This is a genomic window from Nonomuraea sp. NPDC048901, from assembly GCF_040649695.1.
In the GTDB taxonomy this organism is placed as follows: Bacteria; Actinomycetota; Actinomycetes; order Streptosporangiales; family Streptosporangiaceae; genus Nonomuraea.
On record NZ_JBEZFW010000005.1, the window covers coordinates 733,265 to 747,035 of the forward strand.

Genomic DNA, 13,771 nt, shown 5'->3' on the forward strand with positions numbered 1-13,771 from the left:
ATGATCGTCCGTCTGGTGCAGCGGGTCGCGATCCTCCTGGCCAGCCTTGTCGTGAGCTCCGTGATGGTGTTCGCGTTCATGGCGGTGCTGCCAGGGGATCCGGCCCGTGTCGCCCTCGGCGTCAACGCGTCGGACACGGCGGTGGCGCAGCTGCGCGAGGAGTTCGGGCTCAACCGGCCGCTCGCGGCCCAGTACCTCAGCTGGGTACACGGACTGGTGACCTTCGACCCGGGGAACTCCTACATCTCACACACGCCGATCGGCCCGCAGATCGCCGACCGCCTTCTGGTCACCCTGTGGCTCGTCGGCACCGCGATGGTGCTCGCCTGTGTCCTGGCGGTCCCCATGGCCACGCTCATGGCCATGCGGCACCGCAGGCCGTCCGGGCTCATTCTCTCGGCCCTGTCCCAAGTCGGCGTGGCCGTCCCGGCCTTCCTCGCGGGCATCCTCCTGATCACCGTGTTCGCGGTGGGGCTCGGGTGGCTGCCGGCGAACGGCTGGACACCCCCGGCGCAGGATCCGGTCCTGTTCCTCAAGCAGCTGGTGCTGCCCGCGCTGTCCCTCGGCCTGGTGCAGGGGGCGGTGCTCACCCGCTACGTCCGCAGCGCCGTGCTCGACGTCCTCCGGGAGGACTATCTGCGCACCGCTCGGGCCAAAGGACTTCGCCCGACGCGGGCACTGCTGCGGCACGGCCTGCGGAACGCGGCGGTGCCCGTGGTCACCGTCATGGCGTTGCAGCTCGCCACGCTGCTGGTGGGCGCGGTCGTCATCGAACGGGTCTTCGTCATCCCCGGGCTCGGCAGCCTGCTGCTGGACAGCGTCTCCAACCGGGACCTCATCATGGTGCAGGACGTGGTCATGATCATCGCAATGGCGGTGCTGCTGGTGAACTTCCTGGTGGACGTGATCTACCTGATGATCGACCCACGGCTCAGGGCGGGTGCGTCATGAGTGCTCTGGACACGGAAGCCGCTGCCGCGTCCACGGTGCCCGACGGCCGTCGGCGGCGCCGCCCGATAACAGGCAGCCTTCTGGTGGGCGGTCTCATCGTCTCGGTCGTGCTCGGCATGGCGCTGCTGTCCTTCGTGTGGACCCCGCACGACCCGACCCTGGTGAACGCCATGGCGCGGCTGCGGAAGCCGTCGCTGGAGTACTGGTTCGGCACGGACAAGTTCGGCCGCGACGTGTTCAGCCAGATCCTGGTGGGCTCGCGCACCACGCTGTTCGTCGGCTTCGTGGCGGTGGGAGTCGCCGCCCTGGTCGGAGTGCCCCTTGGCATCGTCGCCGGGATGGCGCCCCGCTGGTTCGGCGAGCTCCTGATGCGCGGTAACGACCTGCTTCTCGCCTTCCCGGCGCTCCTGCTGACCATCATGTTCGCCGCCGTGTACGGCGCCAGCACGCTGGTCGCGATGGTCGCCATCGGCATCGCGTCCATCCCCCATTTCGCCCGGCTGACCCGCAGCGGCACGCTGCAGGTCATGAAGACCGAGTACGTCATCGCGGCGCGCGCGGCGGGCCGCAGGCCGTTCTCGATCGGCCTGCGGCATGTCCTGCCCAACGTCAGCAGTCTCGTCATCGTCCAGTCGTCGGTCGGGTTCGCCATCGCCGTACTCGCCGAAGCCGCGCTGTCCTTCCTGGGCTTCGGCACCCCGCCCCCGGTACCGTCCTGGGGCCGGATGCTGCAGGAGAGCCAGGAGATGCTGTGGTCCGCTCCCCGGCTCGCCGTGTTCCCGGGCATCGCGATCGCGGTGGCGGTGCTCGGCTTCAACCTGCTCGGTGACGGCCTGCGCGACCGTTTCGACCCCAAGCTGGAGGACCGCCGATGACCCCGGCACCTGACACGACGCCGGCCGCCGGGCCGGACGACGTCCTGGCCGTGCGGAATCTCGACGTCGCGGTGGGCGACCTCAAGCTCCTCGAAGATGTCGACTTCACCATCCGGGCCGGCGAGCGGGTCGGTCTGATCGGTGAATCGGGGTCGGGCAAGTCGCTGACCGCACTGAGCGTCATGGGGCTGCTGCCTGAGGGACTCCGGGCCACGGGTTCGGTGCGGCTCGCCGGAGTCGACCACGATCTGGTGGGTGCCGACGAGGCGCGGATGTCCCGGGTGCGGGGCAAGGAGATCGCCATGGTCTTCCAGGAGCCCATGACCGCTCTGAACCCCACCATGAGGGTCGGGCGGCAGATCGCCGAGGTGCTGCTGATCCACCGGACCAGGCCCGACCGCGCGTCCGCCCAAGCCGCCGCCGTGGAACTGCTCGCCCAGGTGGGGCTGCCCGATCCCGCGGCCGCCGCGACCGCCTACCCGCACCAGTTCTCCGGAGGCCAGCGGCAGCGGGTGGTGCTGGCCATCGCGCTCGCGAACGACCCCGCGCTCCTGGTCTGCGACGAACCCACCACCGCGCTCGACGTCACGGTGCAGGCGCGGGTGCTCGACCTGATCGTGCGGGGTGTCCAGGAACGCAGGTCGGCCATGCTCTTCATCACCCACGACCTGGCCGTGGTGGCCACCGTCTGCGAGCGGGTCATGGTCATGTACGGCGGGCGGTTGATCGAGTCCGGCCCGGTCCGGGAGGTGTTCACGCGCCCCCGGCACCGCTACACCCAGGGCCTGATCGGCGCGTCGGACCTGACCGTGGTCGACGACCGCGGTCGGCTGGCCACGATCGGCGGGTCGGTTCCGCCGGCGGGCCGCTTCCCCGCCGGATGCGTCTTCAGAAACAGGTGCGCTCAGGCGACCGACGTCTGCGCCACCAGGCCGGAATGGGTCCCTACCGGGCCGGACTCCGGCTACGCCTGCTTCCACCCGGTATCCGAGAGCGGCGCACGCGGGACCGGCACACCCATGAACCAGGAGGCCGGCCGTGGCTGAGCAGCCGACCAGCGCCCCCCTCGCACCCGGGTCGCAGACCGGCCCCGCGGACGCCATCAGCGTCCGTGACGTCACGCGCGACTACCGACGGCCTCGTACCTCGCTGCGCCACCCCAGCCCGCCGGTGCACGCCCTGCGCGGCGTCAGCTTCGCCGTCCCCCAGGGGCAGCGGTTCGGCATCGTGGGCGAGTCGGGGTGCGGCAAGTCGACCCTGCTGCGCATTCTGGCCGGGCTCGACCGCCCCACCCGCGGCAGCGTCGCGATCGACGGCCGGGACATCACCGGGCTCCGGGAGAGCCGGCTCCGGTTCGTCCGCGAGCGGCTCCAACTCGTGTTCCAGGACCCGATGAGTTCGCTGGACCCGCGCATGCGCGTTGGCGACATCGTGGCCGAGCCGCTCGTCGCGCAGGGGCACCGGAACCGCAAGGAGCGGGTGGCCGAGTTGCTCGAGGCCGTCGGCCTGCGAGCCGACGCGGCGGACCGGTATCCACACCAGTTCTCCGGCGGCCAGCGGCAGCGCATCTCGATCGCGCGCGCTCTCGCCCCCCGCCCGAAGATCATCGTGGCGGACGAGCCGGTGAGCGCCCTGGACGTGTCCGTCCGGGCCCAAGTGCTCAACCTCATCGCCGACCTCGTCGACGAGTTGTCCCTCACGCTGGTCTTCGTCTCCCACGACCTGTCCGTGGTACGTCATGTGTGCGACCGGGTCGCGGTCATGCATGCCGGGGAGATCGTGGAGATCGGGTCCACGGAGCAGGTGTACGAGGAACCGCAACATTCCTACACACGCAGGCTCATCGCCGCCGTTCCGACTCTGGGCAAGGCACTGTCCGGTGTGTCGGCGGCCGACCTCAACCGGGAGTAGCGACCGTGACCGCCCACGTCCAACCCGCCGGCGGCGACTGGCCCGTGGGGAGTCCCGCGGGTCTTCCCATCGGCGACAAGTGTGTATCGCCTCGCCTCTCAGACTGGGATCAGCCGAACGCGTAGCCGTACAGGCCGGGGCCGCTGCTCAGCTCGCGGACCTTTCTCGGGAGCAGTCCGGGACGCAGGCCCGTCTGACGCGAGCCGGGCACGTACAGCACCTTGCCCTGGTCCGGCGCCGCCACCACCAGCCCGTACAGCGGACGTTCCTTGGTGAGCTGCCGGTAGCGCCCGCCGAGCGCGGGCAGCGCGGCCAGGGACGCGCCGAAATCGCGCCCCTTGCCCTTGATGAGCAGGTTGCCGTCCTTCGTCAGCCCGCCCTTCCTGGCCCCGGCCAGCACTTGGACCCCCTTCTCTCCGGGTACGCCGACGGCCAGCTCGTCGTCGCCGTCGCCGTTGAAGTCCCCGGCCGCCAGCGCGGCGCCGAACCGGTCGTAGTAGCGGGGCGTGCCCTTGAGCAGCCGTTGCGTCCACATCTCCGACCGGGCGCCGCGCAGCAGCGCGCTCCCGCTCCCGTACAGGACGTGCACGGCCCCGTCGCCGTAGTCCATCGCCCGCTGGTTGGCGCTCAACCCTTCACCGGGTACGCCGACGGCCAGGTCGTCGTGCCCGTCGGCGTCGAAGTCGCCGGTCGTCAGCGCCGCCCCGAAGGCGTCCCACTTCTCCGCCGAGCCCTTGATCCCGGGGCTGCTCTGGGTGAGGAGCCCGGCCCGCCGGCCCCGCACGTCGATGACGGTGACGGAGCCCTGGCCGTCCTGGGTGACGCTGTCGGCGGGCGCGCCCACGGCCAGCTCGGCCCGCCCGTCGCCGTTGAAGTCGCCGGTCGCGAGGGCCGCGCCCCACTGGTCCGTCACGCTTGCCGCCTGCCGTACCCAGGGGGTCTTCTGAGTGATCTGGTACGGCTTGCGGTCCTTCATCCAGTAGATCGTGACGCCCCCTCCCGTACGGTGGCCAGGGGCGCCCACCGCGAGCTCGTCGCGTCCGTCACCGTCGAAGTCACCGGCGGCCAGCGATGCCCCGAACCGGTCGCTCGACGGCTTCGCCGGCGCCAGCTCCTTGCCCGGCCGCAGGCCCGTGGGCGAGCCGTGGAACAGCTCGACGACGCCGTTGCCGTCGGCCCCCGGCACGCGCTCGCCCACGAACTCCTCTGACACGCCCACCGCCAGGTCGGCGCATCCGTCCGCGTTGAAGTCGCCCACCGCCAGAGCCGAGCCGAACGAGTCACCCGGCTCGGCGCCCTCCTGGGTCAGCTTCTCCTTGCGCCCGCTGCCGTAGACGACCGTCACGGAGCCGGCCCGCCGGTTGTCGTAGGGGGCGGCCACCGCCAGATCGGGACGGCCGTCGCCGTCGAAGTCGGAAGGGGATCCGCCACACGACGGAGCCGCGGCGTGACTCGTACCCGAAACGAGGGGAAGAACCAGGCAGGCGGCTAGCAGTGCGTTCATACAGGTAGGTATTTCCGCCCCGACCGAACCAGGTCTTAACGCTACGGGAACGTGCCAGGATAGGCGGGTGGACATCGACCTCGCGGATCTGGGTTTCTGGCGCCAGTCCCCCAAGGCCCGGCATGAGGCGTTCGCCAGACTCCGGCAGTTAGAGCACCCCGTGTTCTTCCCAGAGAAGAAGGTGCCCTTCCTCCGGTCAGGCAGCGGCTTCTACGCCCTGGTCAGGCATGCGGACGTGGTCGAGGCCAGCCGCGACGCCAAGGTCTTCTCCAGCGAGCCCGCCGTCACCAACCCGGAGCCGCCCGGCTGGGTCAAGCAGGTGTTCGGCGAGTCGATGGTCAACATGGACGACCCGCGCCACGCCCGGTTGCGGCGCATCGTCACCCGCTCGTTCAGCCCGCGCATGCTCTCCGGTCTGCAGGACGACATCGAGGCCGCGTGCGAGCGGATCGTCGACGACGTCATCGAGCAGGGCCCGCGCGACTTCGTCGGCCAGGTCGCGGCCCGGCTCCCCATTCACGTCATCTGCGACATGATGGGCATCCCCGACGACCTGCGGGCGAAGGTCCACGAACACGTCGACGTCTCCACCGCCTACACCGGCGTACGCCCCAGCCTGGCCCGCAGCGTTCAGCTGGCCGGCCAGAACATGCTGGCCCTGCTCGCCCTCCAGCGCATGGTGATCAAGCTGGGGCACGAGCGGGCCGCCGATCCACAAGGCGACCTGGTGTCCCTGCTGGTCACCGCCAACCCCGACGGCGAGAAGCTCACCGACCGCGAGCTCGGCTCCTTCTTCGCCCTGCTCCTGGTGGCGGGCAACGAGACCGCGCGCAACACGATGGCCCACGGCATCAAGCTGCTCACCGACAACCCCGCGCAGCGCGACCTGCTGATGGAGGACTTCGACGGCCGCATCGGCAACGCGATCGAGGAGATGGTCCGCTATGTGTCGCCGATCATGCAGTTCCGGCGCACGCTGACCCAGGACTACTCCCTGCGCGGCCTGGAGCTGAAGAAGGGCGACAAGGTGGTCCTCTTCTACGGCTCGGCCAACCGTGATGAGACGGTCTTCCCCGATCCCGACAGTTTCGACATCACCCGCGAGACCAAGCCGCACGTCGGCTTCGGCGGGCCGGGCCCGCACTTCTGCCTGGGCGCCAACCTGGCCAGGCAGGAGATGCGGACGATGTTCCGCGTGCTGCTGACCAGGTTGCCGGAGATCCGCGCGGTCGGCGAGCCGGAGCTGCTGCTGTCCAACTTCGACAACAGCGTCCGCAGTCAGGGGTTCACGTTCTGAGCTGCTCTTCCGGGGCCAGGACGTTCCTTCTGATCGTCAGGAAGGTGATCAGTGCCGCGACGACCATCATCGCGGCGCTGATCAGCATCGCGGTGTGGAAGCCCGCGTTGAAGACGGGCGGGTTCTTGAAGGCGTCGCCGACCAGGCCGACCAGGGGCGGCACGGCGGCCACCGCGAGCAGGCTGCCGGTACGGGCCACCGCGTTGTTGACGCCGCTGGCCGTACCGGCGTGGCGCTCTTCGACGGTGGCCAGCACGGTCGCGGTCAGCGGCGCCACCGCCGCCGACAGACCGAGCCCGAACACCGTGACCGCGGGGATGACCTGAAGAACGTACGAGGCGCCGAAACCGATCGTGCTCATCAGGAGGAAACCGAGCCCGGCCACCAGGATGCCGATCGTCATGGGCCAGCGCGGGCCGTAGCGCTTGGCCACCTCACCGGCGCGCGCCGACAGCAGCAGCATCAGGATGGTCGTCGGCAGCAGCGACAGCCCGGCCGGGGTCGCCGCGAACCCGGACACCACCTGCAACTGCACGACGAGCAGGAAGAACACCACGCCCATGGCCGCGTACATGATCAGCGTCACCACGTTCACGGCCGTGAACACCCGGTCCCGGAAGATGCTCACCGGCACCAGCGCGTCGGGGGACCTGCGCTTCTCCAGCACCACGAACGCCACGCCCAGCGCCACCCCCGCGATCAGCGGGATCGTCGCCCCCTTCTCGATCAGGCCGTAGGTGAGGAATGCCAGGGCCAGCGCCGCCAGCACCGCCCCCAGCACGTCGAACCGGCCCGCGGCCTGCTCGTCCCTGCTCTCGGGCACGTGCCGCACCGTGACCAGCACGACCAGCGCCGCGACGGGCAGGTTGAGCAGGAACGCCCACCGCCAGCCCGCCGTCTGCACCAGCACCCCGCCCAGCAGCGGACCGATCGCGGCGGCCACCCCACCCAGCCCTGACCAGGCGCCGACCGCGCGCGGCCGGTCGTCCCTGACGAACGACGCCTGGATGATCGCCAGCGACCCCGGGGTGAGCAGCGCGCCGCCGACGCCTTGCAGCGCGCGGGCGGCCACCAGGAACTCGACGTTCGGCGAGAGCCCGCACAGCGCCGAGGCCAGCGCGAACCAGACCGTGCCGATCAGGAACACCTTGCGCCTGCCGTAGCGGTCACCGAGCGAGCCGCCCAGCAGGATCAGCCCGGCCAGGGTGAGCGTGTAGGCGTTGATCGTCCACTGCAGGCCGGCCATGTCCGCGTCGAGGTCGTCGCCGAGGAAGGGCAGCGCGACGTTCACCACGGTGCTGTCGAGCATGGCCATCCCGGAGCCCAGCACGGTGGCCGCCAGGATCCAGCGCCCTCGGGCGGATTTGAGCGCTACGTGGTCGTCCTGCATGAGGGCAATCCTGTCACCTCTTTCGGTGCATAGCGGTCAGCCCCTCCCCGGAGAGGCGCGACCCGGGACCCTCAGCGTTGCCCGGAACCCTCAGCGGTCGTCCGCCGAGGGCGAGGGAGAGCCCCAGCCCCTTCACGGAGAGGTGCTGCCCAGGGCCCTCAGCACGAAGCCCGTCACCAATGCCTCCGCCGCCTCGACGGTGACCGCGCCGCTGATCAGGGGCACCCGCTCGGCGCCGATCACCGCGATGATCATCCGGGCCGTCGCCTCGACGTCGACCACCTGGAAATCGGCCGACTCGATCCCGCTCTCCAAGATCCCCACCAGGATGCGCTGCATGGGCGCCACGTGCTCGGCGAGCTGCTGGTAGGCGTCAGGGCCGAGGGCGGCGCTGAGATCCGCCGCTCCCGGGTGCGGGTGCGCCAGCAGGCCGGTCAGCTGCAGCCGGACGAACACCCGTAGCCGGTCGGCGGGGGAGGCGACGGCCGGCAGTTCCTGCTCGTAGCTTTCGATGAAGTAGCTGGTGACCCGCTCGGTGAAGGCCAGCAGCAGGGCGGCCTTGTCCGGGTAGTAGTTGTAGAGGACGGTCCGGGTGATCCCGGCCTCGTTCGCCACGTCCGTCATGGAGATGGCGTCGATCCCCTGCACCCTCGACAGGCGGGCGACGGCCTCGAGGATGCGATCACGCGTCTGGGCTCGGTGCTCACCGATGGTGGCTGCGGAGATGCGGGGCATGCGTCCATGGTAGGCCGGTGCCCATCCAGCTATAAGCCGACTTCTATAGGCCGGACTTCGCGCACGAGAGGCGGGGGATGGACCAGCCTCTGGAAGGCGGCGCGGTCACATACCGTGGGCGGCGGACCGGCCCCTCGAAGGCAGCGAGGTCAGCCCCGCCAGCGGCGGACGCTGAGACCCGCTCGGCACCCCGCGTCCTCTCGCATTCTTCGCCCCGCGCCCCCTCGCATTGTCACTGGCATTTCACCGGCAGTTGTGCAGTGTGGCGAATGCGGTGGTGTGCCGCATGCGTTGGTACCGGTGGTACGCGTGGTGCCGGTGGTACCCGGTACGGGTGGTGCCGGTGGTACGGATCTGGGTGATACGGGTCGATGTGGTAGGGGTTGTGCCCTGCCACCCATGGTGTCCTTGCTGCAGGTGGTGTCCGTGTGCCTTGCTACGCGGGGAGCGAGAGGTGCGGTGGTGTGCCCTACGCGGCGGCCTTGACCACGTGGAGCAGCTCGCCGAGTACCTCGGTGTTGAGCTGGTAGGCCAGCTTGACCTCACGGATCACGCGATGCTGCTCCCGCTCGCCGAAGGGCAGCGCGTCGAGGCGGGCGCGATATTCGCTCTTGAATCGGGGCAGGCTGCCGACCTCGTCGAACAGGTAGAAGTCGACCCCGCCGCCCTTCTGGTAGCCGTAGATCTTCTGCAGCTCCATCCGGATGAACTGCCCGCCCGACAGGTCGCCCATGTAGCGGGTGTAGTGGTGGGCGATATAGCCGCCCGGCCAGTCGGCCACCTGCTCGATCCGCGCCACCAGGGTCCGGGTCGCCTTCGAGGGTACGATCCGGTCGCGCCAGCCGGCACCGTAGACGGTCTGCAGGTCACGCTCCAGCGCCTGCTCCCGATAGAGCTCCGGGAAGACGAACCGGCCGGCAACCGGGTGATCGGCCAGGGCCTTGGCGGCGCCGTCGAGGGCGAGATAGGCGAAGTAGTGCTGGGCGACCAGCTCGCCGTAGTCGTGCTCGCTCAGTCGGCCGCCCATCAGCTCTTTGAGGTAGCTCTCATCCTCGGCCGACTCGTGGTCGCTCCAAGTGGCGTTCTTCAAGGTCTCGGAGAACGACGTCACGCTTCACCCCAATGTGTTGCCAGGTCTTTCATGACAAAGTGTCACAAACCCTGGACGGGCCCGTCAAGTTGATGACGACACTCTGTCATTAAACCCGACCCTGTCATGCTGGCGCCGCAGCCGTCACATCGCCGGGGCGGCCGAGGGCGATCAGTGTGAGATTGCGCAACGACGGCGTGCCTGGTGTGAAGTAGTCACTGTGCCCGCCGGGACCCACCTCAAACACCCGCGCCCCGTACCCGGGACTCAGCGCGTCGGCCCCGAAACCAAGCGGCCCGAGCTTCACCTTCGGCACGAACCTGATCCAATCACTACCACCCACACCCGCCCACACTCTGGTGACAGACGGCGCCGGGCCGGACACCCCGTGGTTGGACGGCGGGCGATACGACGCGTCGGACAAATGGTGGTCGGACGGTGCTCCATCGGACGGTGCCCCGATGCCGGGGCTTCCGAACAGCGCCACATCCGCGACGGGCAGGTCCGTCCCGGCCTTGGCGCACACCACCGAGCCGTAGCTGTGGCACAGTAACGCGATCGGCGCGGACGTCCGCGCGTGCAGCTCCATGACGGTACGGCGCAGCGCCTTAGCCCCCTCGACGGCCGCCGTGTCGGTGATGGCGCCCAGGCTCCACGTAGGCGGCGCGTCATAACCGAGCCAGGCGATCACAGCCAGCCGCTCGCCGTGGCCCACCTTGGCGGCCTCGGCCAGCAGCGCCCGCGCCGCGCCTCCGGGCCGCTTCGTACTCGCTTCGAAGGTGGCAACCGTGGTGTCGGCCCCCGGCACCACGATGGCGACCCGATCGGCGGTGGCCAGGTCGCCGTAGACCTTCACAAGCCGGCCACTGTGCTGGCCGGGCAGCGCCAGGACCGCGCCGAACGCGAGACTTCCGGCGAGCGTGAGGATTCTGAGCATGCTCGGAAAGCTACGAAAGAGAGGCCGTCGACCGCGTCACCGCTGGGGCTGAACTCTCTTGTAGTACCTGGGGGTGACAAGGCCGTCGGCAAGCACATGGTGGGCGATCTGGGTCGTGTCCTCCCGTTGTACGAACGGAAGCGGCGGTGCTGCTTGGTAGCGATGAAGGCGACGCCGCGGCGGGCTGATCGTCCGACGGCCGGGGCTGCCGGGGAGGGCTGGCGCGTCATGGCTTGTCCTCGCGATAGGTCATCAGGCGGGAGCCACGAGGACGGGTCGGCGGGCTGGCCGGGGTGCTGGGGTAGGGCGGGACCTGGCGGATTCTATGGCGCAGATCACATAGCCGCACCTGTCACAGGGATCAGGTCGTCGGCGTCTCGTGTCCGGCAGCAAGCAACGGAAGAATGGAAGGTCATCATGAGCAAGGTCTGGTTCGTCACTGGTTCGTCCCGCGGCCTGGGCCGCAGCTTTGTCGAGGCGGCGCTGTCTCGTGGCGACAAGGTGGCCGCGACCGCCCGCAAGACGGAGAGCCTTGACGACCTGGTCGCCGCCTACGGCGACGCGGTGCTCCCGCTTGCGATGGACGTGACCGACAAGGTCGCTGTCTTCGAGAACGTGACGCGGGCCGCCGAGCACTTCGGCCGCCTGGACGTCATCGTGAACAACGCCGGCTACGCCCAGGTCGGCGCGGTCGAGGAGCTGACCGAGCGGGAGCTGCGCGACCAGCTGGAGACCAACCTGTTCGGCGCGGTGTGGGTGGTCCAGGCCGCGCTGCCCTACCTGCGCGAGCAGCGCTCGGGACGCATCATCCAGCTGTCCTCGGCCGCCGGCCTCATCGCCATGCCGCTCGGCGGCGCCTACCACGCCTCCAAGTGGGCCCTGGAGGGCTTGAACGAGGCTCTCGCCGGTGAGGTCGCCGACTTCGGTGTCAAGGTGACCATCATCGAGCCCGGCGGCTTCGCCACCCGTTCCGGCAAGAACCCCGACCCGCTCGACAACGGCCACATGGCCGAGCCCGACCCGGCCTACGCCGGCCTCCGCCGGCGCCTCGGCGCGATCGCCGGCAAGCAGCCCGCCGGCGACCCGGCCGCGGCGGCCCAGACGCTGCTCAAGCTGGTGGACTCCGACAACCCACCGCTGCGGATTCTCTTCGGCCAGGGCTTCCACCCGATGATCCAGCAGGCCTACGCCGACCGGCTCAAGATGTGGGCCGACTGGCAAGACCTTTCGTTGGAGGCGCAGGGCAAGACCGACCAGCAGGCCGCGGTTTGAGCCTTCCAGGTCTGAGCCGCGTCGTCCTTCTCGGCTCGATGTACGCCCCCGGCTGGTGGCTGGTGCTCAATAGGGGCACCTCCCGGTTCCTGGTTGTGAGTGCGTGAGCTGTACGGCCGGCGCCGGCCGTACAGCTTTCGGGCCAGAGGTTGCTCGGCTCGAACGGCGGTGTCGGGACAGCTGCCCTCTCCTGAGGACACGTTCGTCGCCCTGTCTACCGGCTGAAGGCAGTTGGTGACCCTGCTCGCAGTCCTCTCGCGTCGAGGAGAGAAGGAGATCAGCAAAACAGGACAAGAGGTAGATCCCTTGACTTTCCTCCGTAGCGTTGCCGGTGATCGTAGGATCGTCCGCGTGGATCTGGACGACGTCGCCGCCCGGCTCGGGGTACCCGTCGAGGACGTCGACCGCGTACACCGGCTCGCCGGCGACCGGCCGTCGGCTCCGCTGCCCGCCAAGGCCGACGCGCCCGCGATCCTCGACCGGCTCGCGGTGCGGCCGGACGACGCCGCCGAGATCATGGCGGGCTGGCCCGACCCCGACTCTCCCTTGTGGACTGCGGAGCTGCGCTGGCTGCTCGACCGCTCGATCGCCCTGGTCCGCGCCGATCTCGGGGGCCACGGCTGGCTGCCGCCCGGTCCGGAGCTGCCGCGCGAACGGGGCCCCGCCTGGCGGCATCTCTACGTGTACGCGTACCTGGCCCTGGTCGACGTCGTCACGGCGTACCACCGCGACCACGGCATCGCCGATGCCGTCTCGTGGGCGACCCTCGCGGATCTGGGCCGCAACCTCGCGATCGACCGGCGAATGCGGCGTGAGGGCTGGCCGGTCATGCAGAGCTGGCTGACGCTGCACGCGCGCGGCGGCATCTACGAGCTGGGCCGGCTGCAGCACCAACGCGGCGGCACCACCATCGGCCTGCACATCCCCGAGTCGGGATCGATGACCCCGGAGGCGGTCGCGGCGTCGCTCGACGAGGCCCGCGCGTTCTTCCCACGCCACTTTCCCGACGAGCGCTACACGACGTTCTCCTGCGGCTCGTGGCTGCTCGACCCGCAGCTACTGGAGTACCTGCCTGAGGACTCCAACATCGTCCGGTTTCAGCGAAGGTTCGAGCTGGAACCCTACGAGGAGCCGGAGGGGCAGGACGCCGACGTCGAGGTGCTGCGGTTCGTGTTCCGCACCCTGACCACGCCGCTCGACCGGCTACCGCGCCGCACCGTGCTCCAGCGCGCGATCGTCGACCACCTGAAGGCCGGCCGCCACTGGCGCATCCGCCGCGGCCACTTCCCGATCTAGCCGAGCCGAGACATCCACAGAGTGGTCGTGTGCGATGAGGTTGACGAAGGCCGCCATCGAGGTGCTCAGCCGCTCCCTGGCCCAGCCCGCCCGCGCGCGCGGGATCACCGTCAACGCCGTCGCCCTCGCGAACGTGTTCTCGGGCTACAAGATGCGTTGATGCCGCGACACCGTACGGCAGCCAGACCCATCTTGTGTGCCCGGCTCACGGGTGTGAACGGCGACAACCCCGGGTGATCGAAGACTCCGGGTGGAGTTACCGGATCGCCAAGGACGAATGGGCGTTCGTGACGAGGGGTGGCTGCCTACCTCGGGGTTGAGGTCGGCACCGGGTGTCGCCGAGCATGTCGCGCGGCCGTTTGTCGGCGTCGGTCGCGGTGAGGCGGAGTGACGGTTGCGGTGGAACCTGTCGGTGTTCAGGGTGAGTTGTCGGGTTCCGCCTTCGATGTCGCCGTACGACATCCGCAACCGCTCGGCGCCGACTGTCCCATCGACCTCGACGTGCTCGATCCG

General features: G+C 69.7%; 13 protein-coding genes. 8 read left to right on the top strand and 5 right to left on the bottom strand.

The features are described from left to right. The 4 genes from AB0C30_RS21000 to AB0C30_RS21015 are packed head-to-tail and all read left to right on the top strand — an operon-like array spanning position 1 to position 3,737. Positions 1-951: an ABC transporter permease gene (locus AB0C30_RS21000; protein WP_357946210.1), complete on the top strand. Its 951-nt coding sequence runs from the start codon at positions 1-3 to the stop codon at positions 949-951. Beyond that, on the top strand, positions 948-1,826 hold the full coding sequence (locus AB0C30_RS21005; protein ID WP_357946212.1) for an ABC transporter permease: 879 nt from the start codon (positions 948-950) through the stop codon (positions 1,824-1,826). Before AB0C30_RS21000 ends, AB0C30_RS21005 begins: the two co-directional genes overlap by 4 nt. Then, complete coding sequence (locus tag AB0C30_RS21010; protein ID WP_357946215.1) at positions 1,823-2,872, top strand: ABC transporter ATP-binding protein; 1,050 nt, start codon at positions 1,823-1,825, stop codon at positions 2,870-2,872. The genes AB0C30_RS21005 and AB0C30_RS21010 overlap by 4 nt, the downstream gene beginning before the upstream one ends. Continuing rightward, entirely contained in the window at positions 2,865-3,737 is an 873-nt protein-coding gene (locus AB0C30_RS21015; RefSeq protein WP_357946218.1) for an ATP-binding cassette domain-containing protein, read from the top strand. Before AB0C30_RS21010 ends, AB0C30_RS21015 begins: the two co-directional genes overlap by 8 nt. A 109-nt stretch (positions 3,738-3,846) precedes the next feature. Here the strand turns inward: AB0C30_RS21015 and AB0C30_RS21020 are convergent, their stop codons facing one another. After that, positions 3,847-5,241: an FG-GAP and VCBS repeat-containing protein gene (locus AB0C30_RS21020; RefSeq protein ID WP_357946220.1), complete on the bottom strand. Its 1,395-nt coding sequence runs from the start codon at positions 5,239-5,241 to the stop codon at positions 3,847-3,849. A 67-nt stretch (positions 5,242-5,308) separates the two neighbouring features. Between AB0C30_RS21020 and AB0C30_RS21025 the strand changes: the two genes are divergently transcribed. Next, positions 5,309-6,538, top strand: coding sequence for a cytochrome P450 (locus AB0C30_RS21025; RefSeq protein ID WP_357946223.1), 1,230 nt, complete (start codon positions 5,309-5,311; stop codon positions 6,536-6,538). Here the strand turns inward: AB0C30_RS21025 and AB0C30_RS21030 are convergent. The 4 genes from AB0C30_RS21030 to AB0C30_RS21045 form a co-directional block, all read right to left on the bottom strand. Next, positions 6,528-7,928, bottom strand: a complete 1,401-nt coding sequence (locus tag AB0C30_RS21030) for an MFS transporter (RefSeq protein WP_357946225.1) — start codon at positions 7,926-7,928, stop codon at positions 6,528-6,530. The genes AB0C30_RS21025 and AB0C30_RS21030 overlap by 11 nt on opposite strands. A gap of 132 nt (positions 7,929-8,060) precedes the next feature. After that, positions 8,061-8,663, bottom strand: a complete 603-nt coding sequence (locus AB0C30_RS21035; RefSeq protein WP_357946227.1) for a TetR/AcrR family transcriptional regulator — start codon at positions 8,661-8,663, stop codon at positions 8,061-8,063. A 469-nt stretch (positions 8,664-9,132) separates the two neighbouring features. Then, positions 9,133-9,774, bottom strand: a complete 642-nt coding sequence (locus tag AB0C30_RS21040) for a biliverdin-producing heme oxygenase (protein ID WP_357946229.1) — start codon at positions 9,772-9,774, stop codon at positions 9,133-9,135. Positions 9,775-9,877: 103 nt separating this feature from the next. Beyond that, complete coding sequence (locus AB0C30_RS21045; protein WP_357946231.1) at positions 9,878-10,690, bottom strand: alpha/beta hydrolase; 813 nt, start codon at positions 10,688-10,690, stop codon at positions 9,878-9,880. A 417-nt stretch (positions 10,691-11,107) separates the two neighbouring features. Here AB0C30_RS21045 and AB0C30_RS21050 point away from each other — a divergent pair, with 417 nt between their 5' ends. From AB0C30_RS21050 to AB0C30_RS21060, 3 genes are all read left to right on the top strand, one after another. After that, positions 11,108-11,962 (top strand): SDR family NAD(P)-dependent oxidoreductase, encoded by an 855-nt coding sequence (locus tag AB0C30_RS21050; RefSeq protein WP_357946234.1) that lies wholly within the window; start codon positions 11,108-11,110, stop codon positions 11,960-11,962. Positions 11,963-12,313: 351 nt separating this feature from the next. Then, entirely contained in the window at positions 12,314-13,258 is a 945-nt protein-coding gene (locus AB0C30_RS21055; protein WP_357946237.1) for an acyltransferase domain-containing protein, read from the top strand. Positions 13,259-13,292: 34 nt separating this feature from the next. Then, positions 13,293-13,418 carry a hypothetical protein gene (locus AB0C30_RS21060; protein WP_357946240.1) on the top strand — a complete coding sequence of 42 codons (126 nt, stop codon included), beginning with the start codon at positions 13,293-13,295 and terminating at the stop codon, positions 13,416-13,418. Positions 13,419-13,771: the final 353 nt, after the last annotated feature.